Source organism: Pseudomonas sp. TH41 (assembly GCF_016650695.1).
GTDB lineage: Bacteria > Pseudomonadota > Gammaproteobacteria > Pseudomonadales > Pseudomonadaceae > Aquipseudomonas.
In genome coordinates, this window is sequence record NZ_JAEKFH010000003.1 from 1,812,674 (window position 1) to 1,838,866 (window position 26,193).

At 57.8% G+C, this 26,193-nt stretch carries 20 protein-coding genes; 1 reads left to right on the top strand and 19 read right to left on the bottom strand.

What is annotated here, in order from left to right; translation table 11 throughout:
* Positions 1-34: 34 nt before the first annotated feature.
* A complete protein-coding gene (locus JFU37_RS10875; protein ID WP_201115299.1) occupies positions 35-982 on the bottom strand; it encodes an NAD(P)-dependent oxidoreductase in 948 nt (315 codons plus the stop codon).
* Positions 979-2,175, bottom strand: coding sequence for an aminotransferase class I/II-fold pyridoxal phosphate-dependent enzyme (locus JFU37_RS10880; RefSeq protein ID WP_201115300.1), 1,197 nt, complete (start codon positions 2,173-2,175; stop codon positions 979-981). Before JFU37_RS10880 ends, JFU37_RS10875 begins: the two co-directional genes overlap by 4 nt.
* 585 nt (positions 2,176-2,760) lie before the next feature.
* Here JFU37_RS10880 and JFU37_RS10885 point away from each other — a divergent pair.
* Positions 2,761-3,786 (top strand): RHS repeat-associated core domain-containing protein, encoded by a 1,026-nt coding sequence (locus JFU37_RS10885; RefSeq protein ID WP_201115301.1) that lies wholly within the window; start codon positions 2,761-2,763, stop codon positions 3,784-3,786.
* Positions 3,787-3,864: 78 nt separating this feature from the next.
* On the opposite strand, the gene JFU37_RS10890 is transcribed toward JFU37_RS10885, so the two are convergent.
* From JFU37_RS10890 to hutU, 17 genes are all read right to left on the bottom strand, one after another.
* Positions 3,865-4,599, bottom strand: a complete 735-nt coding sequence (locus tag JFU37_RS10890; protein WP_201115302.1) for an ATP-binding cassette domain-containing protein — start codon at positions 4,597-4,599, stop codon at positions 3,865-3,867.
* Positions 4,592-5,551 (bottom strand): amino acid ABC transporter permease, encoded by a 960-nt coding sequence (locus tag JFU37_RS10895; RefSeq protein ID WP_201115303.1) that lies wholly within the window; start codon positions 5,549-5,551, stop codon positions 4,592-4,594. The genes JFU37_RS10890 and JFU37_RS10895 overlap by 8 nt, the downstream gene beginning before the upstream one ends.
* A gap of 136 nt (positions 5,552-5,687) precedes the next feature.
* Positions 5,688-6,485, bottom strand: a complete 798-nt coding sequence (locus tag JFU37_RS10900) for a transporter substrate-binding domain-containing protein (RefSeq protein ID WP_201115304.1) — start codon at positions 6,483-6,485, stop codon at positions 5,688-5,690.
* Positions 6,486-6,802: 317 nt separating this feature from the next.
* Positions 6,803-9,373 (bottom strand): glucans biosynthesis glucosyltransferase MdoH, encoded by a 2,571-nt coding sequence (gene mdoH / locus JFU37_RS10905; protein WP_201115305.1) that lies wholly within the window; start codon positions 9,371-9,373, stop codon positions 6,803-6,805.
* Positions 9,366-11,189, bottom strand: a complete 1,824-nt coding sequence (locus JFU37_RS10910; RefSeq protein WP_201115306.1) for a glucan biosynthesis protein — start codon at positions 11,187-11,189, stop codon at positions 9,366-9,368. Before JFU37_RS10910 ends, mdoH begins: the two co-directional genes overlap by 8 nt.
* 319 nt (positions 11,190-11,508) lie before the next feature.
* Positions 11,509-11,946 carry a D-aminoacyl-tRNA deacylase gene (gene dtd / locus JFU37_RS10915; protein WP_201115307.1) on the bottom strand — a complete coding sequence of 146 codons (438 nt, stop codon included), beginning with the start codon at positions 11,944-11,946 and terminating at the stop codon, positions 11,509-11,511.
* On the bottom strand, positions 11,943-12,914 hold the full coding sequence (gene pip, locus JFU37_RS10920; RefSeq protein ID WP_201115308.1) for a prolyl aminopeptidase: 972 nt from the start codon (positions 12,912-12,914) through the stop codon (positions 11,943-11,945). The genes dtd and pip overlap by 4 nt, the downstream gene beginning before the upstream one ends.
* A 212-nt stretch (positions 12,915-13,126) precedes the next feature.
* Entirely contained in the window at positions 13,127-13,930 is an 804-nt protein-coding gene (hutG, locus tag JFU37_RS10925) for an N-formylglutamate deformylase (protein ID WP_201115309.1), read from the bottom strand.
* Positions 13,931-13,940: 10 nt separating this feature from the next.
* Positions 13,941-15,146 (bottom strand): imidazolonepropionase, encoded by a 1,206-nt coding sequence (hutI, locus tag JFU37_RS10930; RefSeq protein WP_201115310.1) that lies wholly within the window; start codon positions 15,144-15,146, stop codon positions 13,941-13,943.
* Positions 15,147-15,163: 17 nt separating this feature from the next.
* On the bottom strand, positions 15,164-16,573 hold the full coding sequence (locus JFU37_RS10935) for an amino acid permease (protein WP_201115311.1): 1,410 nt from the start codon (positions 16,571-16,573) through the stop codon (positions 15,164-15,166).
* Between the two features lie 109 nt (positions 16,574-16,682).
* The gene (gene hutH / locus JFU37_RS10940; protein ID WP_201115312.1) at positions 16,683-18,215 is read right to left on the bottom strand and encodes a histidine ammonia-lyase; all 1,533 of its coding nucleotides are present in this window, start codon (positions 18,213-18,215) and stop codon (positions 16,683-16,685) included.
* 117 nt (positions 18,216-18,332) lie between these two features.
* The gene (gene hutH, locus JFU37_RS10945) at positions 18,333-19,856 is read right to left on the bottom strand and encodes a histidine ammonia-lyase (protein ID WP_201115313.1); all 1,524 of its coding nucleotides are present in this window, start codon (positions 19,854-19,856) and stop codon (positions 18,333-18,335) included.
* A gap of 148 nt (positions 19,857-20,004) precedes the next feature.
* Positions 20,005-20,835: a quaternary amine ABC transporter ATP-binding protein gene (locus JFU37_RS10950; protein ID WP_201115314.1), complete on the bottom strand. Its 831-nt coding sequence runs from the start codon at positions 20,833-20,835 to the stop codon at positions 20,005-20,007.
* Complete coding sequence (locus tag JFU37_RS10955; RefSeq protein WP_201115315.1) at positions 20,832-21,683, bottom strand: ABC transporter permease; 852 nt, start codon at positions 21,681-21,683, stop codon at positions 20,832-20,834. The genes JFU37_RS10950 and JFU37_RS10955 overlap by 4 nt, the downstream gene beginning before the upstream one ends.
* A 70-nt stretch (positions 21,684-21,753) precedes the next feature.
* Entirely contained in the window at positions 21,754-22,722 is a 969-nt protein-coding gene (locus JFU37_RS10960; RefSeq protein WP_201115316.1) for an ABC transporter substrate-binding protein, read from the bottom strand.
* Positions 22,723-22,797: 75 nt separating this feature from the next.
* Complete coding sequence (locus tag JFU37_RS10965; protein WP_201115317.1) at positions 22,798-24,267, bottom strand: purine-cytosine permease family protein; 1,470 nt, start codon at positions 24,265-24,267, stop codon at positions 22,798-22,800.
* A gap of 158 nt (positions 24,268-24,425) precedes the next feature.
* On the bottom strand, positions 24,426-26,108 hold the full coding sequence (gene hutU, locus JFU37_RS10970) for a urocanate hydratase (protein ID WP_201115318.1): 1,683 nt from the start codon (positions 26,106-26,108) through the stop codon (positions 24,426-24,428).
* Positions 26,109-26,193: the final 85 nt, after the last annotated feature.

Here is a 26,193-nt window from a genome sequence, read left to right on the forward strand (position 1 = left end):
TTATGCTTAGCACAGAATCTTGCTGGACATTTGATCACTTCTTACAACGGGTAAATTCGAGAACGCGTGTCGCTGCCTGCGCAAACATACGACTAACAGTTTCGCGCTCCTGGGCGGCGAGATGTGAAGTCACAACAAGGCTTTTACTGGACAATGATTGCAAGCCATACGGATCGTCATACTGACCTTTATTATCGACCCACTCACTGTAATAACCATCAATAAAGCAGAAAGCATCAGTATTGGCCTGAAGGAACCCTTTGAGCGCAGTCGGGCAAATTATTCGTGGGCTGGACATATTCAGGATCTTAAGCGTGGGTGAAGCGCTCTTTAACACTCCCTCATCAATCAGACCCCAGGTATCAGCACACCCCTTGAGGTGAACGCATAGCACATCGACGGAACTGACCATCTGAACCAAATTGTTGTATTGCAAGCCTAGCGATTCCTCCAGGTCCGGTTTTTTAGTCCTTGACCAGTACTGCAAGCCCATACAGCCTTTGGAGTGGAGCTGGCGCGCAATTTCACAACCGATTGCCCCCATTCCGACGAACCCTACGCTCAAGTTCGCTAGCGAAGTTCTTGGCGTTTGAACCCAACCGGTTCCTTCCTTCACACGCTCGATGCTTTCAAAAACATTGGCCAAGCAAATAGTCAGCATGGCCAATGTAAACTCTGCTACCGCATCAACGTTCATGTCAGGGGTATTGGCTACTCGTATACCTTTTTTCGTGGCGTATTCCAGATCCACGAAGCTGGTAATACCGGTTCCCATTACGACTAAGTTCTCTAATCGAGTGGCAACATTTAGAAATTGGGTAGATAAATACTCGGGCCCACCCAAAATATAGTCCTGTACATCGGGCAAAATATCCAGAATTTCTTGCTCGGATACTGGACACCTAATATGGATAATTTCGAAATCATTTGGAAATATTTCATCGCCAATCTCAAAATCGCCCGTGACTAATACTTTCCTCATGATAGAGTCTCCGCCTTCCGCTCCCTCTGCGGAATCGTCACATTCTGAAGTTCTGTAAGTGCGTTTTTTAATCGCTCAATTGAGGGGCCGATTTGGTCATCCGGTTTAAACAGGGCGATTCGGATTCGATTATGGCCTGCAACGTTATGACTATTCCAAAAAAAGTACCTGCCGGGCAAGACAGCAACACCGTAGCTTGCAAGATACGTTGTCAACTCAAGATCAGATAATCCGGTTTTCTCGATATTGAGCCACATCACAGTCATTTTGGAGTTTTGCTGAACCGCATCGATGGTAACCAACGAATTTTCCAGCGCTGACTTAGCGATTTCGTTATTTTTTGTAATGATCGAATGCATGTAAGGTAATCCCCCTTTTTTCAGGGTCGCATCAATAAATTCTTTAATCACATTCAATGAGAAATTTGAGCAACACAGGTATATTTCCTCATAAATAGACCGAATATCACTTGCTAAATCTGCGCTATATGAAAGCAAACTGGCTTTAGCATCCAAAGTTGGCCATTGCTTACCGGTATCCTCTATTATGATAAAAGACAGTTTCTTATCGAGGAGAAGCGTATATTCGTCTATCTCTGTTTCGTGACAAAATCGGAAAGAAGTGTCCAGTATCAGAACCACATCATGTCGACAGCACAAATCGACGATGCTCGACATTGCAGCAGAATCAATAACCAAACCAGTGGGATTATTTGGATTGACTAGGAACAGAGCGTCTAGCTGTTTATCCTCCAAATACTTTTCCAGCAACAGCAGATTAGTAAAAGCCATTTCAGGAATGGCTTCAATCATGACTTCCCGACGACGCAACAGTTGTGCAAGGTTGTCAAACGTTGGCTCAACAAGCCCGATTTTGTAATTCATTGACCGCGCCCACGCGCCTACGATATCAATGCTATTGGAGGCCGTGGGACACACTGAAAAATTCGCGTGTTCGCTCAAACCTTCCAGACCAAAATATTCCGCAAATTTATTTTTGAAAAGTACTTCCATTTCTGGAATAGGGATTTCAATAGCGGAACGCCAGAGGGCGGGCAATTCAGATAATACCGTATTGAAGTGTTTCTCCGCCGAGATATAACTGTGTCCATCCGCCAAATTGTATTTGGCCGACAGACCAAAAACTTCGAGTTCGGTCAGATTACCATTGTTGGAATTAGACAATATCTTCATTCGCCCCACTAGACAGTTTGCATTCAGACGATCATTAACCAGATCCAGCCCTTGAATCCTAATAATCTAAAATCTGCCTGTAAAGTTTAAGCAGCTAAACTTTAGCTCTCTAAATATTTCCAAGCCCACTTCAACTACTTCGCCAAGACGTAATTAATTATTACCGCGAACAATCGTTTTATGAAAGTAAGTTACCAAATAAAACGGCTCGATTGATTTATCGTTTCATTATCTTTCAAACTCTGTTTATCGTGGGCGGTCGCGGATAAGCAATCTTTCAATTAGTTTCAACGTTAGTCTTGCGTACTTAACGCCAGCCAACATTATGTTACGTTTATTGCGAAACAACTTGCATGACGTTTTTCTGCAAGACTACTCATCATGGTCTACTTACACCGCGCCCCTCGTGCAATAACTGCTTTATTGAACACATTATCTACGCGCTCGTGGGCATCCAAGCCTGAAATAGACCGCCCCAAAGGATAGATGGGCAGGAGGTATGACCCTGCTACCTATCAGTTCTGCTAGTAGACATAATTTTCGAAACAGCAGAGTCTGGCCCCATGCTCTTACTATGGAATGATCATGGAACGCACTTCGGCCATCTCATTAGCTTGCTACCAATATGACGCTCTTGATCGCTTGGTCAGCCGTTTCCCTGCGGGGCAACCGAGGCAGGATCGCTTCTATCAAAAAGACCGGATGGTCACGGAAATTCAAGGGGCCGTTCAACGCCAGATTTTTCAATGTCAGGAGGCATTGTTGGCGGAACTGCAAACGGAGCGTATTCAACGGATGTCATTGCTGATGACCGATAAGCAGCGCTCGGTCTTGCAGACTAACGACAGCCACTCAGCCTATTCGCCTTATGGCCATCGTACTGTCAAAGAGGGATTGCCTAGTCTTCTGGGATACAACGGCGAACGTCCGGATCCAGTCACCGAACATTACTTACTCGGAAACGGGCACCGTGCTTTCAATCCGACACTTATGCGTTTCAATGGTCCTGACAGCTTGAGTCCATTCGGAGAGGGCGGCCTGAATTGCTATGCGTATTGCGGGGGAGACCCGATCAATCGCACAGACCCCACAGGAAGAACCTGGTATGGATGGGCATGGTTTGTGAATGGCGCGCTGGGTTTTGTGGACGACTATTTGGTTCCCCGCCTCCCCAAAAGGCTGGCTCGACGGATACCGGCGGTTGCAAATCCCACCTTTGGTGCGGTCACCAAATCAATGTCTAAGGTCGGTGGATTATCCGCGTCTGCACTTTATTTGGTCATGAATCGCATTGAAGCCTATTTCCCCCAATCTACAGTTAATGATCCGCTTTTCTACGCTTTTTTGACGACTAGTACATTCACCGTCGTGAATAGTGCGGCGCATACTCTGCACAGATTGGCCCTTCGTGGGGCTCGGCCTCTCCTGCCATCGACAACCCCAACGCTGAGGCGAACCATGTCACTACCCGACCTTCGCAGTAACACTCAATTGCCAGCTTCAACCAGGAGTCCAGAAATTTCCAATCTGACGATGCCGAGACAGCAGAGTGAATTGAGAGCCGAGCCGGATGTACCTCAAGACTCCATTGGGATCCGGCAGGGCACTTAGGAGTGCTGTATTCATTCTGAAGTAGATGATCGAGGGCTGCTGTTCTAGAGCCCTCAAGATCGGCCTTGAACCTTGGGCTTACAACACCTGCCGCAAGAAGACTTGAGCCCGTGGATCCTTCGGCGCATCGAAGAACTCCACCGGCGCGGCGTCTTCCAGCAATTTACCGTGATCAAAGAACAGCACCCGATCGGCCACTTCCCGCGCAAAGCCCATTTCGTGGGTGACGCAGACCATGGTCATGCCTTCCACGGCCAGGGTTTTCATCACGTCCAGCACTTCGCCGACCATTTCCGGGTCGAGGGCCGAGGTCGGCTCGTCGAACAGCATGACCTTGGGTTCCATCGCCAATGCACGGGCAATCGCCACACGCTGTTGCTGTCCACCGGACAGGCGCGATGGAAACTCATTGGCCTTCTGCGCGATCCCGACCTTCTCCAGCAAGGCCAGCGCCTTGGCCTCACGCTCCTTCTTGCCACGCTTGCGCACGACTTTCTGAGCCAGGCACAGGTTTTCCAGGACCGTCATGTGCGGGAACAGATTGAAATGCTGGAACACCATGCCGACTTCGCGGCGATAGGCATTCACGTCGGTTTTCGCATCGGCCAGTTGCAGGCCATCGATGCTCACCGAACCGGAGTCGAACGCTTCCAGGCCATTGAGGCAACGCAAGAAGGTCGACTTGCCGGAACCCGACGGGCCGATCACCACCAGCACTTCGCCCTTGGCGACGTGGGTGGACACGTTATCCACCGCGCGCACTACCTGGCCACGGGTGTCGAAGACTTTTACCAGATCCCGGACTTCAATCACTTTGTGCGAGCCTCCGCTCAAGCCGGCTGGCGATTTTCGACAGCGGCAGGTTGATCAACAAATACAGGCCGGCCACGCAGAACAGGATCTCGAACGGCGAGAACGACGTGGTGATGACTTCGCGACCGCTTTTCAGCAGCTCGGTAATCGCGATCACCGACACCAGCGATGTGTCCTTGACCAGACTAATGAACTGCCCGGCCAATGGTGGCAGCACGCGCTTCAAGGCTTGCGGCATCACCACATGACGCATCGACTGGCCCGCACTCAAGCCAAGGGAGCGCGCCGCTTCGTTCTGACCACGGGCGATCGACTGCACACCGGATCGGATGATTTCCGCCACATAAGCACCGGTGAACAGCGACAACGCGGCGATCCCGGCGAACTCCCGGGACAGGTTCATCACGGTGCCGATGAAGAAGTAGAAAATGAAGATCTGCACCAGCAGCGGTGTGCCGCGTACCAGTTCGACGTAAATCGTCGAGAGATCGCGCAGGGTCGGGTTGTTTGACAGACGGCACAGGCCCGTCGCCAGGCCGATCAGCAGCCCGAGCACGCCGGACACCACAGACAACCACAAGGTGGTCCACAGCCCCCACATCAGCGGCCCGGCGGCCCAATGCCGCGTCACGCCGATCACATCGCCTTCGGCCACATCATCGCCTCGGGCCACTTGCAGGCTATTGTCGTCGACGGTCAGGCGCTGCTCGTCGCCCGCTTCATTGCGCAGGGTAACTTCGGCTTTATCGCCTTTGCGCACCAGCTCGCTGACGGTGGAAATATCCGCGGCGCGCTGGGACTCTTCGGCGTGGTAGGCGAAGTACTGAGGCACGCGGTTCCAGCGCCATTCGTAGGACATCAGCGAGGTGGCGTAATACAACGCGCCGGCCAGGCCGATCAGCACTAGCACGGTTAATACGTGCCACGGCCATTGGGCTTTTTTCTGTTTCATTGGTTAAGCAAGTTCCGAATTTTGTGTCGCAAGGGAGGCCGCCTTCGCGAGCAAGCCCGCTCCCACAGGAATACGCATTCCAATGTGGGAGCGGGCTTGCTCGCGAATGGCGCGGCGCCGTCTATCTGACCGAGCCTTATTCCATGTCCTTGAGCCAAGCGGTGTCTTTGAACCACTTGTCATGAATGCGATCGTAGGTGCCGTCTTCATGGATCTGGTGCAGGAAGTTGTTGATGAAGTTGATGCTGTCGTAATCACCTTTCTTCAGACCGAAGGCCAATGGCTCGTAGGTGAACGGCTTGTCCAGGAACAGCAGCTTGCCAGCGCCGGCCTTGTTAACCGCCACAACGTTGTAAGGCGCGTCATAGATGAAGGCGTCGGCCTTGCCGTTGACCACGTCGAGCACGGCTTCCTGCTCATTGTCGTAGCCATGGTATTTGGCTTTGGAGATCAGCTTTTTCGCGACCATCTCCCCAGTGGTGCCGAGTTTGGAGGTAATGCGATAGTCGGCGGTGTTCAGGTCTTTATAGGACTTGATAGTGCCCTCCAGGTCCTTGCGGATCAGCAGGGTCTGGCCGACCACGATGAAAGGTTCGCTGAAGTTCAGGCGCAGGTTGCGTTCCTGGGTCAGGGTCATGCCGCTGCCGATCATGTCGAACTTGTCGGTCAACAGGGCCGGGATGATGCCGTCATAGCCAGTGGAGACCAGCTCCAGTTTGACGCCCATCGCTTTCGCCATGGCTTTGAGGATATCGACTTCGAAGCCGATGATTTCACCGCGCTTGTTGGTCATCTCGAATGGCATGTAGGTCGGGTCCATGCCGACTTTCAACGTACCGCGCTTGACCGCGTCATCGATGGCACCCGCCTGTGCCGCGCTGACCGCAACCAATGCCGTGACGCCAACCAGCAGCATCGAGAGATACTTCTTCATCATCTTGTCCCCAACCCCATTGCTTTGTGAGGCGCGCAATCGACGATTTTCCTTAGAAAACCGATAGATACGAACAGAAAGCTGTCCGGGCGCACCAATTCGGGGACGGATGCTAACGCACTCGTCCGTTTGCACAAGGGTTTGCGCGGGATTTGTTGTTTCACGGGCGTAAAAGCAAAAGATCGCAGCCTTCGGCAGCTCCTACAGGGTCCGTGTTGATCCGCAATATTGCGGTCAATCGAATCACTGTAAGAGCTGCCGCAGGCTGCGATCTTTTTGAAAACACCCCGCTCCCAAATCGAAGCGGGCTTTTTTCGTTATGCCATCTGAGGCTGTGAGCTCAGTGGTTTGAGCGGCAGCAGCGGCGCATGGGGATCGGCTTTCACCGATTTACGCCAGGCCTCCAGCCACTCGGAGTGGCCCTCGCTCCAGACCTGCTCATGCAAGCGAGCCAAGGCCACCGGATCGCTCAGCAGTTGCACACGCTCATTGTTGTTCAGGCCGTCAGGCCCGGCTTTCAATGCATGGCGAACCCGCTCGACCCGCAACCATTCGATCGGCTCCGCCTGACCATGGCGCGAAGTCGCCAGCGAGCACGCCAGGGCGTTCTGCTGTGGGTCGACCACCGAGCGGATGAAGCCGTCTTTCAGCGCGTGATAACGGTTTTCATGGGTGTACTGGTCCGTCGCCAGCAACGCCTGTGGCGGATTGTATTCCTCAGGGATCAGGAACAGGCTCTCGTCACGGGACTTCAGGCCCAAACCGACACGGCTGGAAATCACCGACACCGGAATCGACAGCATCAACGAACCGACGATCGGCACCAGCCACCAGAGGAAGCTTGGGTTCAGCCAGATCACCAGCAAGGCCCAGAAGAAGCCCAGCAAGGTTTGCGGACCGTGGCGCTTGACCGCTTCGCTCCACGGCGTGGAGTCGTCGTCACGTTGTGGCGAGTTCCAGGTCGCGGCCCAGCCGAGGAACGCGGCGAGTACGAAACGGGTGTGGAAAATCATCCGCACCGGCGCCAGCAGCATGGAGAACAGCATCTCCAGCAGCATCGACAAGGTCACCTTGAACTTGCCGCCGAACTCTTTCGCACCCTTGGCCCAGATCAGGATGATGCTCAGCAACTTCGGCAGGAACAGCAGCACGATCGTGGTCGAGAACAGCGCAATCGCCTTGTCCGGGTGCCATTGTGGCCACAGCGGATAAAGCTGGCGGGGCTCGAGGAAGTACTGCGGCTCCATCAGCGTGTTGACCGCCAGCAGCGCGGTCGACAGCACGAGAAAGAAGAACCACAACGGCGCTGACAGGTAAGACATCACCCCGGTCAGAAACACCGCACGGTGCACCGGGTGCATGCCCTTGACCAGGAACAGCCGGAAGTTCATCAGGTTACCGTGGCACCAGCGACGGTCACGCTTGAGTTCGTCCAGCAGGTTCGGCGGCAACTCTTCATAGCTGCCCGGCAAGTCGTAGGCAATCCACACGCCCCAGCCCGCACGGCGCATCAGCGCTGCTTCGACGAAGTCGTGGGACAGTATCGCACCGGCGAACGCGCCTTTACCGGGCAACGGCGCCAGGGCGCAATGCTCGATGAATGGCTTCATGCGGATGATCGCGTTGTGACCCCAGTAGTGGGATTCGCCCAACTGCCAGAAGTGCAGGCCGGCGGTGAACAGCGGACCGTAAACACGGGTCGCGAATTGCTGCATACGCGCATAAAGGGTGTCCATGCCCGACGCACGTGGCGCAGTCTGGATGATCCCGGCGTCCGGGGTGGCTTCCATCAAGCGCACCAGACTGGTCAGGCATTCGCCGCTCATCACGGAGTCCGCATCGAGCACGACCATGTACTTGTAGTCACCGCCCCAGCGACGGCAGAAGTCGTCGAGGTTGCCGCTTTTACGTTTTACCCGACGACGACGGCGGCGATAGAAAATCTTGCCGAAGCCTTTGGCTTCGCGGCAGACGTCCAGCCAGGCCTGCTGTTCGGCGACACAGATATCGGCTTCGTTACTGTCGCTGAGGACGAAGAAGTCGAAGCGATCCAGATCACCCGTAGCCGCCACCGACTCAAAGGTCGCCCGCAGTCCGGCAAACACACGTGGCACGTCTTCGTTGCAGATCGGCATCACCAGTGCGGTGCGCGCATCCTTGGCGATGGGCTCATTGCCGGCGCTTTTACCGGAAATACGGTATTTATCGTGACCCGTGAGCAACTCGAGGAAGCCCATCAGCGCCGTCCAGAAACCGGCCGATACCCAGCAGAACAGAATCCCGAACAGAATCAGGATGCTGGTTTGCAGGGCATATGGCAGCACTTGCGTGGCCGTTTGCGTCAACGGTTGGTGCAGTACTTCGTTCAGGTCGACGAACGACCAGCCCTGATACGGCATGATGCCTTTCATGTACCAGCCGGCAATGATGGTCTGGCCGAGCATCAGTACCAACAGAATGTAGCGACGGATCGAACCGACGGTGCGCCAGCGAGCGGCTGGCAATACGCGCTCATCCTTCGGCGGAGCCGGCGGATTGGTGCGACCGGTCAGACGACGCCAGCCACGCACCAGAATGTTGGTACGCCACGGCTCCGGCACGACCTTGGTCCGACGGATCGGTGGTGTCGCCTTGAGGCAAACGCGACCGCTGGTGTCGAGCACCAGCATTTCGGCGTCCTGCAACTCTTCGGCGGTGTTCAGGGTCAGGCGCTTGCCGACTGAAGCCTGGGCGGCCTCGGTCGGGGTGTCGAACACCTGGGACGACAGGCGTTGGTGCAGTTCGCTGAAAGACTTGCAGCCCGCGAGTTCCGCGCGTTGCTCGTCGGTCATCGGCAGATGGGCCAGATACTCGGCAAGCGTTTCTGGCTGTACTTGAGAATTACTCATCGGCAGGCAACTGGTAGCTCCAGGTCTCGGTCAGGACTTCTTCAGTCGATCCCGATTCCGGTGTGGCTGGGGCCGCGTTTGCAGCAGCAGGCTGCTTGGCGTCTTTGTTGGCCTTGTCCTTGGCCTCTGCGACTGGTTTGGCGTCGGCCTGCTTGGCTTCAGCTTGCTTCGCTTCCTGGGCTTCCTTGTCCGCTTTCTCTTGTTGCCTGGCAGCGACCTTGTCGGCCTTGGCAACCGAAGAATTGGAGAGCGGCAGCGAGGTCTTGGCGAGGTCGGCTGGCACGATGTTCTGGACCAGTGCAGCACGCATCTCGGTGGACTTACCCGGGTCTTTGATCTTCATGCGCAGCGTCAGGCGCCAGCCCTTGGTCTCAGGGTTGTAACGCACGCTGTTCTCGACCAGCTCCGCATTGTCGCCAACGCTGACCTGGCTGCGAACGTCCGCCTCTGGCGGCAATGCCGCGAGCGATGGACCTTCGAAGTCCACCAGATAGGCGACGCTGCCGTCGGGTTGACGGATCAGGTTGGACTGCTTCACGTCACCGGTGGAGCGCAGCGTTTGTTTGACCCATGCGCTATCTGGCGCGTGGATAGCCGCTTCGTCGATAGTCCAGTGCATGCGATAAGCGACGTCCAGTGGCTGACCAGGCTCAGGCAGCTTTTCCGGGCTCCAGAACGCAACGATATTGTCGTTGGTTTCGTCGGCGGTCGGAATCTCTACCAGATCGACGGAGCCTTTGCCCCAATCGCCTTTTGGTTCGATCCAGGCACTTGGGCGCTTGTCGTAGCGGTCGTCGAGGTCTTCGTAGTGGCTGAAATCACGGCCACGTTGCAGCAGGCCAAAACCGCGCGGGTTCTCAATGGAGAAGTTGCTCACGGCCAGGTGTTTCGGGTTGTTCAGTGGGCGCCAGATCCACTCGCCGTTGCCGGCATGGATCGACAGGCCGCTGGAATCGTGCAGTTCGCGACGATAGTTCAGCACCTTGGACGGCTGGTTGGCGCCGAACAGGAACATGCTGGTCAGCGGTGCAACACCCAGCTTGGTGACTTTGTCACGCAGGAACATCTGGGCTTTGACGTCGACAACGGTGTCGCTGCCCGGACGCAGGGTCAGGCGATAGGCACCGGTAGCGCGAGGCGAATCCAGCAGGGCGAAAATCACCAGGTGTTTGTCGCCCGGTTTTGGCTGTTGAATCCAGAACTCGGTGAAACGCGGGAATTCTTCGCCGGACGGCAATGCGGTATCGATGGCCATGCCGCGAGCGGACAAACCATACGTGTGGCCCTTGCCGACAACGCGGAAGTAACTCGCGCCGAGCATGGTCATGATTTCGTCTTGCTTGTCGGCCTTGTTGATCGGGTACAGCACACGGAAACCGGCATAACCCAGTTGTTCGGTGGCTTTAGGATCGAACTTCAGGTCGCCGAAATCGAAACGAGTTGGGTCGTATTTGATCTCTTCGACGGTGTTAGCCGTGATTTCGTTGATTTTAACCGGTGTATCGAAATGCATACCCTGGTGATAGAACGACAGCTTGAACGGGGTTTTCTGATCGGCCCACTCGGCTTTTTCGGTCAGGAAGCGAATTTTTTGATAGTCCGCGAACTTCATCTCACGGAATTCGTTCGGCAGGTTACTGCGCGGGGCTTCGTATTTCTGCCCGGCCAGCTCTTTTGCCTTGACCGATACATCATCCAGATCGAATGCCCAAAGCTGGCCGGCGCTGAACAGGCAGAGCAGTGCAGAGCCCGCTACCAGTGCGCTTCGTAACCGTTTGGCAGACAATTTTGGTGCATTACAGGGACTAACAATCACGAGCAACCCTCGCCGAAAACAGATCAAAAAACCAACGGCCAGTTAAAGGGCCCGTGAGGTAGGCGACATAAAAAACCGCCCCTACAGACCACTCTTGCCAAGTTGGCGAGCATTATTCCGACTCCGGTGGGGCTAAATGATTCCCCAAACGGTCCAGGACAAGTCTCTACCTAAGTCAAATGGATCAACGAACGCTGATCCCCGTAGCGCGCGATTATCTAGTAGGCCGCGTTACAACGCATCAGGCGCAACCAAGTATTTATCGCGAAAAACCCCTGTTTTCAGTGGAAAAGGGCTTAAAAAGACGTTTTAAGCGCTTTCAGGTCTGTAACAGGAAGGTTACCGGGCCATCATTGACCAAGTGCACCTGCATTTCCGCGCCGAATCTACCTGATGCCACAGTGCCATGCACCTGTTTCGCCTTACTTAATAGATAGTCGAAAAGCTCCTCGCCCAGGGCCGGTGGGGCGGCGGTCGAAAAACTCGGTCGCAACCCGCTTTTAGTGTCGGCGGCCAGGGTGAACTGTGAGACCAGCAGCAACCCACCGCCGACATCCGCCAGGGACAGATTCATCTTGCCCTCGGCGTCGCTGAATACTCGATAGTTAAGCAGCTTATGCAGAAGTTTGTCGGCGCTCGCCCGAGAGTCGTCGGGTTCGACTGCCACCAGCACCAACAAACCCTGGTCGATTGCGCCAACCACCTCCCCCGCCACCTCGACTCGCGCGCCACGCACGCGTTGCAGCAGAGCCTTCATGCTTCTTCAGGGGCCAGGTCGAGCAGACGATGGGCCATCTGATCGGCGGCGCGAACCAGTGCATCGGTAATGCCGGGTTCGGAGGCGGCATGGCCGGCGTCACGGATCACCTGCAATTCACTGTTCGGCCAGTTCTGATGCAGTTCCCAGGCGTTATCCAGCGGGCAGATCACGTCGTAGCGACCGTGCACGATCACGCCGGGCAAATGGGCAATCTTGCCCATGTCGCGGATCAGCTGGTTCGGTTCAAGGAACGCATTGTTGGTGAAGTAGTGACATTCGATGCGAGCGATGGACAACGCGCGCTGTGGCTCAGAGAAGCGATCGACCACCATCGGGTTCGGGCGCAAGGTGGCGGTACGGCCTTCCCAGGTGGACCAAGCCTTGGCGGCGTGCATCTGGGCGATTTGATCGTTGCCGACCAGGCGCTTGTGGAACGCGCTGAGCAAGTCGTCGCGCTCGTCCATCGGGATCGGCGCGATGTAGTCCTGCCAGTAATCGGGGAACAGACGGCTGGCGCCGGCCTGGTAGAACCATTCGATTTCCTGCGGACGGCAGAGAAAAATCCCGCGCAGGATCAGACCGTGCACACGCTCCGGGTGGGTTTGCGCGTAGGCAAGGGCCAGGGTTGAACCCCAGGAGCCGCCAAACAACACCCACTTTTCGATGCCCAGGTGTTTACGAATTCGCTCAAGGTCGGCGACCAGATCCCAGGTGGTGTTGTTTTCGAGGCTGGCGTGAGGTGTGGAACGACCACAACCGCGCTGGTCGAACGTGACGATGCGGTACAAATTCGGATCAAAAAAACAGCGACTCTGGCCATCGCACCCGGCACCGGGGCCGCCGTGGATGAACACCACCGGCAAACCTTTCGGTGAACCGCTTTCGTCGACGTACAGTGTGTGGGTTTCATCGACGGCCAGATCGTGCCGGGCGTGGGGTTTGATCTGCGGGTACAAAGTCTGCATTGCGCGCTCCGTAAGGGGTCGAGGTCATCCCTGGGGGGACTTCTATTATTCTGCCGTCCGGCATCATAAACCCGAATTACGTCAATGAGCATGCCTTGTGGGAGCGAGCTCGCTCGCGAAGGTCGTCAACACTAATGCGTCAAGTCAGACACCCCGCGGCGTTCTCCGGTTTATCGCGAGCAAGCTCGCTCCTACAGTGATCGCGCGTAGACTTAATGTCCGTAGTGCTTTTCACCCCAGGCCAACAGTCCTTGCAGCAATTCCTTAAGCACCACCTGCGTCGGCGCCGCGAGATCAGGGCGATAGCGGAACGGCTCGAACTCTTCCATGTACGTGCACTGGCCCAACTCCAGTTGCACCGCATGGATGTTTTCGGCCGGGTTGCCGTAATGCCGGGTGATGTGGCCGCCCTTGAAACGACCGTTCAGCACGTGGCTGTAATCGCCGTGACGTGCGCAAATCGCTTCCAGTTGAGTCGCCAACTGAGGATCGCAACTGGCGCCGTTGAACGTGCCGAGGTTGAAGTCCGGCAGTTTGCCGTCGAACAGATGCGGAATGATCGAACGAATCGAGTGCGCATCGAACAGCAGCGCGTAGCCAAACTCTGCTTTCAGTCGCGCCAACTCGTTCTGCAACGTGCTGTGATACGGCGTCCAGACCTGCTCCAGATACGTCGCACGTTCCGCCGCCGACGGTTCCATGCCCTCACGGAACAACGGAATGCCATCGAACAATGTCGCCGGATACAGACCGGTGGTCGCACCGACATACAGAGGCTTATCGTCGGATGGTCGGTTCAGATCGATGACGAAACGCGAATACTCGGCAGCCAAGGTGCTGGCGCCCAGTTCGGCGGCGAACTCATACAGCGTGGGGATGTGCCAGTCGGTATCCGGCAGACTGCGTGCATCGGGGATTAGCCCGGCTTCGACCGCGGGGGTCAGGCGCAGGCCGGCGTGGGGCATGCTGATCAGCAGGGGCACGCGGCCTTGTTTGAAGCTCAGAACCTTATCCACAACTGTTCTCCTAAACGCTCGTTTCGACGCCGTGACGCACGACGCGTTTTTCCAGGTCACCGCCCAGCCAGTACGACAGGTCGGCGGGACGATCGATTTGCCAGGCAACAAAATCTGCGACCTTGCCGGCTTCCAGCGAACCGTGGGTGTCGGCCATGCCCAGCGCGGTGGCGGCATGTAGGGTCGCGCCCGCCAAGGCTTCTTCCGGGGTCATGCGGAAGCAGGTGCAGGCCATGTTCAGCATCAAGCGCAACGACAGCGCTGGCGAGGTGCCGGGGTTGAGGTCGCTGGCGATGGCGATTTTCACCCCGTGTTTGCGCAGGGCCTCCATCGGCGGCAATTGGGTTTCCCGCAGGAAATAGAAAGCACCTGGGAGCAGTACCGCAACCGTGCCGGCCTCGGCCATCGCGATGGCGTCGTCTTCGGTCATGAACTCCAGATGATCGGCCGACAGCGCGTGGTAACGCGCCGCCAGACTCGAACCGTGCAGCGACGACAATTGCTCGGCGTGCAGCTTCACCGGCAAGCCGAGTTTCTGTGCGGTGATAAACACGCGCTCGACCTGCGCTGGCGAAAACGCCAGGTATTCGCAAAACGCGTCCACCGCATCCACCAGACCCTCGGCAGCCAGGGCCGGGAGCATTTCAGCGCAGATGTGATCAATGTAGTCGTCAGCGCGATCGGCATATTCCGGCGGCAAGGCGTGCGCGGCCAGGCAGGTGCTGCGTATGCTGACCGGCAGTTCGGCGCCGAGACGGCGGACGACCCGCAGGATCTTGCGTTCGCTGGCCAGGTCGAGGCCGTAGCCGGATTTCATCTCGACCGTGGTCACGCCGTCACGCATCAAGCTTTTCAGACGCTTGGCGGCGCTGGCGAACAATTCGTCTTCGGTGGCCGCGCGAGTGGCGCGCACGGTGCTGGCGATGCCGCCACCCGCCGCCGCTATTTCTGCGTAACTGACGCCTTGCAGGCGTTGTTCGAATTCACCGCTGCGGTTACCACCAAACACCGTGTGGGTGTGGCAGTCGATCAGGCCAGGGGTCACCCACGCGCCTTTCAAGTCGTTGACGGTCGGGTATTCGCCGGCCGGCAGTTCAGCGCGTGGACCGATCCACTCAATGTGCGCACCGGACGTCACGATGGCCGCGTCTTCGATGATCGAGTAGACGCCTTGCGCCATGGTTGCGACGTGACAGTGTTGCCAGAGAGTTTTCATCCTTGGCCTCCGTTAGGTTATCGATGAGAAAAAGAAGGTGCCTGCTCCACCGGTACCGCCTTCCCTGCCGCCGGTTTTACCCACGTCAGGTAGGCCAGCACCAGCAACACGATCCAGACCACGCCGACGATCAGAGCCGCCTGGGTGTCCGGGAAATAGCCCAGCACGCCGAAGACAAACAGCATGAAGGCAATCGCCGCCATCGGCGCATAGGGCCAGAACGGTACCGGGAATTTTAACTGTTTGACCTGCTCGGCACTCATGGAGCGACGCATGGCCACCTGAGTGAACAGAATCATCAGCCAGACCCATACCGTGGCAAAGGTCGCGATGGAGGCGATCAGCAGGAATACGTTTTCCGGTATCAGGTAGTTCAACAGCACGCCCAACAGCAGCGCACTGCTCATCACCACCACTGTCAGCCACGGCACGCCGTTGCGCGACAAACTGGCGAAGCCTTTCGGTGCGTGCCCTTGCTGAGCCAGGCCATACATCATGCGGCCCGCGCCGAAGATGTCACTGTTGATGGCCGACACCGCCGCCGAAATCACCACGATATTGAGGATAGTCGCCGCCGAGCTAATACCCAGGTTGTCGAAAATCTGCACAAACGGACTGCCTTGGCTGCCAATCTGCTGCCATGGAAAGATCGACATCAGCACCAGCATCGTCAGCACGTAGAACAGCAGGATACGCAACGGTACGGCATTGATCGCCCGAGGCAACACGTGCTGCGGGTCCTTGGCTTCACCAGCCGTAACGCCGATGATTTCAATGCCACCAAATGCAAACATCACCACGGCGAACGAAGCGATCAGGCCACCCCAGCCATTGGGCATGAAGCCGCCATGGCTCCAGAGGTTGCTGATGTCGGTCGCTTGGGCACCGGGTGCCGTGCTGATGCCAAACAGCATGATGCCGAAGCCGCCAAGGATCATCGCGACGATGGCCGCTACCTTGAGCAGCGACAACCAGAACTCCATTTCCCCGAAAACTTTGACATTGCACAGGTTCAAGCCACCGACCACCGAAACGATGCCCAGCACCCAGACCCAGCGGGCGACTTCCGGAAACCAGAAGCCCATGTAAATGCCGAACGCGGTGACGTCGGCCATTCCGACGATGACCATTTCAAACGCGTAGGTCCAACCGAGGATGAAGCCCGCCATCGGCCCGAGGTAGGTGCTGGCGTACTGGCCGAATGAGCCAGCCACCGGGTTGTGCACCGCCATCTCGCCGAGGGCACGCATCACCATGAACACGGCAGCGCCACCGATCAGGTAAGCAAGCAGTACCGCGGGCCCGGCCATTTGAATGGCCGAGGCAGAACCATAAAACAGCCCGGTGCCGATCGCCGACCCCAGCGCCATGAAGCGAATATGTCGGGCAGAGAGCCCGCGTTTCAAACCTTTTGCTGGTTGTTGCATTACTCGTCCTTAATTATTTTTATTCGACGCAAAATCGAATCGCGAGCAGGCTCGCGCCCACAGGTGCAGCGAAATCCATGTGGGAGCGAGCCTGCTCGCGAAGAGGCCATTACAGGCTAGGCAGCAATTTCGCCGTCACCAGTTCATTCAGGCAACGCGTGGCCAACAACTCGCTCGCCGCATTGATGTCCGGGGCGAAGAAGCGATCCTTCTCATAGAAAGGCACTTCAGCCCGCAGAATGGCCCGAGCCTTTTCCAGCTTCGCCGAGGTTTTCAGACCTTCACGCAAATCCAGACCCTGGCACGCAGCCAGCCATTCCACCGCGAGAACGCCACGGGTGTTTTCCGCCATTTCCCACAGACGCTTGCCCGCTGCCGGGGCCATGGACACGTGGTCTTCCTGGTTCGCGGAGGTCGGCAGGCTGTCCACCGAATGCGGATGGGACAGCGCCTTGTTCTCGCTGGCCAGTGCCGCCGCGGTGACCTGGGCGATCATGAAACCGGAGTTCACGCCGCCATTGGCCACCAGGAACGGTGGCAGTTGCGACATGTGCTTGTCCATCATCAGCGAGATACGACGCTCGCTGAGGGAACCGATTTCAGCGATGGCCAACGCCATGTTGTCGGCCGCCATGGCCACCGGTTCGGCGTGGAAGTTACCACCGGAGATCACGTCGCCTTCAGCAGCGAACACCAGCGGGTTGTCCGAGACGGCGTTGGCTTCGATGGCGAGCACTTCGGCAGCCTGACGGAACTGGGTCAGGCAGGCGCCCATGACTTGCGGCTGGCAGCGCAGGGAGTACGGGTCCTGAACCTTTTCGCAGTTCTGGTGCGAGTCGGACACTTCACTGCGTTCGCCCAGCAGATCGCGGTAAGCGGCAGCCGCGTCGATCTGGCCTTTCTGGCCGCGAGCAGCGTGAATGCGTGCATCGAACGGCGAGCGCGAGCCCAGCACCGCTTCGACCGTCAGGGCGCCCAGTGCCACGGCACCGGCGAACAGGTCTTCACCTTCGAACAGACCGCGCAGCGCGTAAGCGGTGGACACCTGAGTACCGTTGAGCAGCGCCAGACCTTCTTTCGCGGCCAGCGTCAGTGGGGTCAGACCGGCGATTTTCAGCGCCTCGGTCGCTTCCATCCATTCGCCTTTGTAGCGAGCCTTGCCTTCGCCCAGCAGCACCAGCGACATGTGGGCCAATGGCGCCAAGTCACCGGAGGCACCGACCGAACCTTTCAACGGAATGTGCGGGTAAACCTCAGCGTTGATCAGCGCGATCAGTGCATCGATCACTACGCGGCGAATACCGGAGAAACCACGGCTCAGGCTGTTGACCTTGAGCACCATGACCAGCCGCACCAGGGCATCGCTGATCGGCTCGCCGACACCGGCGGCGTGGGACAGCACCAGCGAGCGCTGGAGGTTTTCCAGGTCTTCGCTGGCAATACGCGTGGAGGCCAGCAGGCCAAAACCGGTGTTGATACCGTAGGCGGTGCGATTCTCGGCGAGGATCTGTTCCACGCAGGCAACGCTGGCTTCGATCTGGGCCGAGGCGCTGTGGTCGAGGCTGATTTTGACCGGCTGCTGATAAACATCACGCAGTTGGGCAAGGCTCAGTTGGCCGGGAATCAGGTTAAGCGCAGTCATTTCATGCTCCTTTTGAGAGTTTGTTAGTAACTAACCAGACGCTCCGGAGATATCCGTTGTCCGTCGCTTCCCGTCTTTTGGGGGGAAGCGCCTTGGCACGCTGGTTTTTTGTCGAAATCAGTTCAGGTTGGGTAACGCGTTTTTCAGCAAAATCGGGTCTTTCAGGACGCCAGCAGCGGCGGCTATATCGGGCGCCAGCCAGCGGTCCTGGTCGTAGGCCGGAACACGTTCGCGCAGCAATCGCCACGCGGTATCGGTGCCAGCGCCAAAACGTTGTTCCTTGAGGAATTCAAACGCCTGGGCCGCCAGCAGATATTCGATAGCGAGAATTTGTGTGCAGTTTTCCAACGCGCGATGCAGTTTCAGCGCGGCGTTGGTGCCCATGCTCAGGTGATCTTCCTGCAGACCCGAGGTCACGTAGTTATCGAGCACAGCCGGTTGGGCCAATTGGCGGTTTTCTGCACACAGCGACGCCGCGACGTATTGGACGATCATCATCCCGGAGTTCACGCCCGGATTGGCCACCAAAAACGCAGGCAGACCGCTGACGTGCGGGTTGATCAACCGGTCGAGACGACGCTCGGCGATGGAGCCGATTTCGGCCATGGCAATCGCCAGCAAATCCGCTGCCAGCGCCACTGACTGACCGTGCGGGTTGGCCTGGGACACCACTCGAAAGTTGTCCGGCGTGCCCAGCAGCATCGGGTTGTCGGTGACCGAGTTGAGTTCGGTTTCGATCTGCTTCCTGGCGTGCTCAAGCTGATCGCGAGCGGCGCCGTGAACTTGCGGGATCGAACGGATGCTCAGCGCATCCTGGGTACGAATGCCTTTGCTGCTGGCAATCACTTCACTGCCACCGAGCAACGCGCGCAGATTGAGACCGACCTGCTGCATTCCCGGATGCGGTTTCAGCGCGATGATCTCGGCATCGAACGCGGCGATCTGGCCGCGCTGGGCTTCAAAACTCATGGCACTGATCACATCGGCCCACTGCAACAGATTCGTGGCGTCAGCGAGCGCGAGGCAGCTGAGGCCGCTCATGCACGGCGTGCCGTTGACCAGGCACAACCCGTCTTTGGCGCCGAGCTGCACTGGCTGCAAGCCTTCTTCGGCCAGGGCTTGCTGCGCGGAAACAATCTGCCCGCGATAGCTGACGTTGCCGACACCCAACAGCGTGATGCTGATGTGAGCCATGTGAGTCAGGTAACCCACCGAACCCTGGGACGGCACTTGCGGGGTAATGCCGCGATTGAGCAGCGCCAGCAAGGCTTCGACAACCTGCCGGTGAATGCCGGATTTGCCGTGGCTATAGTTGCGGATCGCCGCGCACATGATCGCGCGGGTCTGCTCGTCCGCCAATGGCGCACCAACGCCACAGGCGTGGCTGAGCAAGGTGTTGCGCGACAGTTGGCTGAGTTGCTCGTCTTTGAGCGAGACGTTGCACAGCGCACCCAACCCGGTGTTGACGCCATAGGCGCGCTCGCCGCTGGCGACAATGCGCTGAACGATGGCATGGGCATTTTCGATCCGCGCCCAGGTCTCGGTCGACAGCTCGAGCTGCGCGCCATGACGGGCTACCGCGACCACATCCTGCCAACGCAACGGGGCGTCGGCGATAACGATTTTTTCAGCCTGGGACATCATTGACCTCGTTCGTACGACCTGAATATTGATGTAGCTTCACTGACGTCTTCGCGAGCAAGCCCGCTCCCACAGTCATGTGGACACTGAAGATCTAATGTGGGAGCGGGCTTGCTCGCGAAGAGGCCCGCCCGGTCACCGCAAACCTTTAAACCACCGCCGCCCGCCGCTGTACGAACCGGTCCACATACTCATCCGCCGGCGAATGCAGGATTTCTCGCGGCGTGCCGACCTGAATCAGTCGGCCATCCTTGAGGATCGCGATGCGGTTGCCGATGCGCACGGCCTCGTCGAGGTCGTGGGTGATGAAGACAATGGTCTTGTGCAGGGTTTTTTGCAGTTCCAGCAATTGGTCCTGCATTTCAGCGCGGATCAGCGGGTCGAGCGCACTGAACGCTTCGTCCATCAAGATGATGTCGGTGTCTGCCGCCAAGGCACGAGCCAGGCCCACACGCTGACGCATACCGCCCGACAGCTGATGCGGGTATTTGTTCTCGTAGCCTTTGAGGCCCACGGTGTTGATCCAGTGCAGCGCGCGCTCGGAGCACATTTGCTTGCTCTCGCCACGCACTTTCAGGCCGTAAGCGACGTTATCTACCACGGTCTTGTGCGGCAGCAAACCGAAGCTCTGGAACACCATGCTGATCCTGTGACGACGAAATTCGCGCAGGGCTTCCATGTCGTATTGCAGGATGTCCACGCCGTCCACCAGGATCGCGCCGCTGGTGGGGTCGATCAGGCGATTGAAGTGGCGTACCAGGGTCGACTTGCCGGAACCCGACAGGCCCATGATCACGAAGATCTCGCCAGTGCCGATGCTCAATGACAGGTCATTGACGCCGACCACGCAGCCGGTTTCGGACAGCACCTGGTCTTTGGTTTTGCCCTGGCCGATCATGGCCAGCGCATCCTTGGAACGGTTGCCGAAAATTTTGAAGACGTTTTTGACTTCGATTTTGCTGATGGCTGCGTTGTTCATTTGCTCACCTCATGCCGTGGCCGACCATACGCCTGAGTAATGCGGTCGATGACCACTGCCAGAATCACGATCGCCAGACCGGCTTCAAGGCCACGTCCGACGTTGAGGGTCTGAATCCCCACCAACACGTCTTCGCCCAAGCCACGGGCACCGATCATCGAGGCAATCACGACCATCGACAGGGCCATCATGGTGGTCTGGTTGATCCCGGCCATGATGCTCGGCAGGGCCAGCGGCAGTTGTACGCCAAACAGTTGCTGCCACCGGTTGGCACCAAAGGCGTTGATCGCTTCCATCACTTCACCGTCAACCTGGCGGATGCCCAGATCGGTCAGGCGGATCAGCGGTGGCGCAGCGTAAATCACGGTGGCGAAAATCGCCGGCACCTTGCCCAGGCCGAACAGCATCAGTACCGGGATCAGGTACACGAAACTTGGCATGGTCTGCATGATGTCCAGCATCGGCATCAGCACCGAACGCAGACGATTGCTGCGCGCCGAAAGAATGCCCAGCGGAATGCCGATCAGCACCGAAATGACGGTTGCCACCATCATCAGCGCGAGGGTCTGCATCAACTTGTCCCACAGGCCGACCGCGCCCACCAGGAACAGCAAGCCGACGATCACGGCGGTGGTCACGACTTTGCGGGTCGCGTGCCAGGCAACGCCCGCCACGATGGCCAGCATCAGCCACCAAGGGGCCGCACGCAGCAGGCCTTCAAGATTGACGATGGCCCACAACAGGGTATCGGAGATGTGCCGGAACACGTCGCCATAGTTGGTGACCAGCGAATCGACCCAACTGTTAACCCAGTCGGCGATGGAAAATGTAAAGCTTTCGGGAAACATAAGAGACTCTCAATCAAGGGGTTGCGATCAAGCATCCGACTGCCGCTACCGGCAGTCGGAGAGGCTCAACCTACAAGGCCGCGTCGATTTTCTTGGCTGCGTCGTCGCTCACCCATGCGTGCCAGACTTCAGGATGTTCCTTCAAGAAGATCTTGGCCAGTTTTGGCGACTCGATCCGCTCTTTGGTCATGCGCCCAAGGTTCTGGTTCAGCAGGTCGATTGGCAGGTTGACCTTTTCCAGCACGGCCACCAGTTCCGGGGCTTCGTCGTGGAAGGTCTTGGACAGGCCGACCTTGATGTTCACGGTCTTGTCCACGCCTGGTTTCTCTTCGAGTTTGACCAGGTCAACCTGGCCCATCAGCGGCGTTGGCGACCAGTAGTAGAACAGGATCGGCTCGCCACGCTTGTAGCTCGACAGCACGGCCGCATCCAGCGCCGGGCCGGTGCCTGGGCGGAAGTTGGTGTAGGTGCTTTCCAGGCCGTAGCTTTTCAGCATTTCGCTGTTGTCCAACTCACAGGTCCAGCCGGCCGGGCAGTTGTAGAAACGGCCCTTGGAAGGCTCTTCCTGATCCTTGAACACGGCTGAGTATTTGGCCAGATCAGCAATGTTTTTCAGGTCCGGTGCCTTGGCTTCCAGCTTACGCTTGGCGTCGCCTTCGATCACGTAACGCGGCACGTACCAGCCTTCAACGGCGCCTACGACAGGCGCGCCGACGCCGACGACCTTGCCAGCCTTCTCGGCCTTGTTCCAGACCTCGCTGCGGCCGACCCACTCTTCGGCAAACACTTGAATGTCGTTGCTGCTCAGGGCGTTTTCCATGGTGATGGAGTTGCCCGGCAGGCTGTCGGTCTTGCAGTCGTAGCCTTTCTCCAACACGACTTGCAGCACGTCGGTCAGGAGCATGGCACTTTCCCAGTTCAGGCCGGCAAATTTCACCGGTTTACCCGACTCGCACCAACCGGCCGCCTGGGTGGCGCCGGCACTGGCCAGCAGGCCCATGGAAAGCAATGTGGTCAGCAGGGTCTTATTCGATTTCATTGTGTGACGCTCCTAATCATGAATTAGCTTACGGCAGTCAAGAGGCATCCAGCCCTGTCCACATTCAGTCAAGGTCTAGATCGCAGCAGCACGACCCGCCTTGCTCAGCTTTTGTTCGGTGACCACGTCCTGCTCGACCGGCAGGATCAAACGGTCGGGTACTGGGCTATGCCACTTCTTGGCGGCGAAGTAATACATCGCTGCGGGCACCACCAGGCCGATAATCCACGAGATGTCGGTATCACCGAGGCTCGCCACCAGTGGGCCGGTGTAGAAGTGGGTAGAAATGAACGGCATTTGAATCAACACACCAAACACGTAAATCGAGATGCCCATGACGTTCCAGCGACCATAGCGACCGTTGGGGTTGGACAGTGCCGGAATGTCATAACGCTCTTTGGTGATGCAGTAGAAGTCCACCAGGTTGATCGCGCTCCACGGCGTGAAGAACGCCAGCAGGAACAGGATGAACGCGGAGAATTCCTTGAGGAACGAGTCCTTGCCCAGCAACGCCAGAGCAGTGGCCAACGACACCATGATGAAGATGTAGAGCAGGCGTACCGCACTCGGAATGTGCCGGCTGCCACGGAAGCCGCTGATGATCGTCGCGATCGACATGAAACTGCCGTAGGCATTGAGCGTGGTCACCGTGACCTTGCCGAACGCCACCGCGAAGTACAGCAGCGCGGCAACGATGCCGGTGCCACCGAGGCTGACAATGAACGACACTTCGTGATGGGCAAACTGCGAACCGGCCAGGGCGGCGGCAAACACACCGAACACCATGGACGCCTGCGCCCCGAGCACCGAACCCAGGCCCACGGCCCAGAAGGTTTTCACGGCCGAGGTGCTGCGCGACAGGTAACGCGAGTAGTCCGCCACGTAAGGGCCGAACGCAATCTGCCAGGAGGCCGACAGCGATACCGCCAACAGGAAACTCGCCAGGGAGAAATGCTTGTTACCGAGCAACGCCATGATGTCGTTGCCGGCCAACAGTTTGTAGAACAGGTAAACGAAGGCGATCACGCCCAGCACGCTGGCGATCCGGCCGATGCCGTGAATCACCCGGTAGCCGAAGATGGTGAAGACCATGATCGAACCGGCAAACAGCACGATGCCGACCCAGTCTTCAACGTGGAGTAACTGCGCCACCGCTTGCCCCGCCAGCAGCGAACCGCTGGCCGAGAAGCCGATGTACATCAGGCACACCAACACCAGCGGAATCACCGCCCCATACACGCCAAACTGCACGCGGCTGGAGATCATCTGTGGCAAGCCCAGCTGCGGGCCCTGGGCTGCGTGCAACGCCATGACGCCACCGCCGAGCAGTTGCCCGATCAGCAAACCGATCAATGACCAAAACACATCCCCACCGAGCACCACTGCAAGCGCACCGGTCACAATCGCGGTGATTTGCAGGTTGGCACCCAGCCACAGGGTGAACTGGCTTAATAGACGACCGTGTCTTTCCGCATCCGGGATGTAGTCGATCGAGCGTTTCTCGATCAACGGTTTACTGCCTGCACGTTCGCTGCTAACAGCCATGATTCAACCTCTGTGGATTGTTGGTCGGTGTTGGTTTGATCTCTGTAGGAGATGCGTAGGAGCTGTGTAGGAGCTGTCGAGTGAAACGAGGCTGCGATCTTTTATGAAGATCAAGATCAAAAGATCGCAGCCTGCGGCAGCTCCTACAGGGTTCTTCGTTATTTGCCGGTGATCATCGGCAGGTTCAGGCCCTGCTCGTTGGCGCAATCGATCGCGATCTGGTAACCCGCATCGGCGTGACGCATGACACCGGTAGCCGGGTCGTTGTGCAGTACGCGAGCGATACGCTCGGCCGCTTCGTCAGTACCGTCGCAGACAATCACCATGCCCGAATGCTGGGAGAAGCCCATGCCGACGCCGCCGCCGTGGTGCAGGGAAACCCAGGTCGCGCCGCTCGCGGTGTTGAGCAAAGCGTTGAGCAGTGGCCAGTCGGACACAGCATCGGAACCGTCTTGCATCGACTCGGTTTCGCGGTTCGGGCTGGCCACGGAACCGGAGTCCAGGTGGTCACGACCGATCACGATGGGCGCGGACAGCTCACCGCTGCGCACCATTTCGTTGAACGCCAGACCCAGCTTGGCGCGCAGACCCAGGCCAACCCAGCAGATACGGGCCGGCAGACCCTGGAAGCTGATGCGCTCGCGCGCCATGTCCAGCCAGTTGTGCAGGTGGGCGTCGTCCGGGATCAGTTCTTTGACCTTGGCGTCGGTTTTGTAGATGTCTTCAGCGTTGCCCGACAGTGCAGCCCAACGGAACGGGCCGATGCCACGGCAGAACAGTGGACGGATGTAAGCCGGTACGAAGCCTGGGAAGTCGAATGCGTTTTCCACGCCTTCTTCCTGGGCCATCTGACGGATGTTGTTACCGTAGTCGAACGTCGGAATGCCCATTTTCTGGAAATCGAGCATCGCTTTAACGTGCACGGCCATCGATTGCTTGGCGGCTTTCACCACGGCAGCAGGCTCGGTCTTGGCGCGAGCGCGGTACTCTTCCCAGGTCCAGCCAGCCGGCAGGTAACCGTTCAGCGGGTCGTGGGCGCTGGTCTGGTCGGTGACCATGTCCGGGCGCACGCCGCGCTTGACCAGTTCCGGCAGAATTTCAGCCGCGTTACCCAGCAGAGCGATGGAAATCGCTTTGCCTTCCTTGGTGTATTTGGCGATACGGGCCAGCGCGTCGTCGAGGTCGGTGGCTTGCTCATCGACATAACGGCTGTTCAGGCGGAAATCGATGCTGACCTGCTGGCATTCGATGTTCAGCGAGCACGCGCCGGCCAGGGTCGCGGCCAGAGGCTGAGCGCCGCCCATGCCACCCAGACCTGCGGTCAGGACCCAACGACCGGTCAGGTCATCGTTGTAGTGCTGGCGACCGGCTTCGACGAACGTTTCGTAGGTGCCCTGGACGATGCCCTGGCTGCCGATGTAGATCCAGCTGCCGGCAGTCATCTGGCCGTACATGGCCAGGCCTTTGGCGTCCAGTTCGTTGAAGTGTTCCCAGCTCGCCCAGTGCGGTACCAGGTTGGAGTTGGCGATCAGAACGCGTGGTGCGTTGCTGTGGGTCTTGAACACGCCGACCGGCTTGCCGGATTGCACCAGCAGGGTCTCGTCGTCGTTCAGGTTGGCCAGGCTTTCGACGATCTTGTCGTAGCATTCCCAGTTACGTGCCGCACGACCGATACCACCGTAAACCACCAGTTCTTTAGGGTTCTCGGCGACTTCCGGGTCGAGGTTGTTCATCAACATGCGCAGCGGCGCTTCAGTCAGCCAGCTCTTGGCGGTCAGCTTGTTACCGCGGGCAGCGCGGATTTCAACGTCACGAAACTTAGTAGGTTTAATGTCAGTCACGAAAAAGACTCCTCAGCAATCAATCCAAACCAGCCCAGGCAGTGGGCGAGCGAGCCAGCGAGCAAATGTGCACGCCGGCGAATCA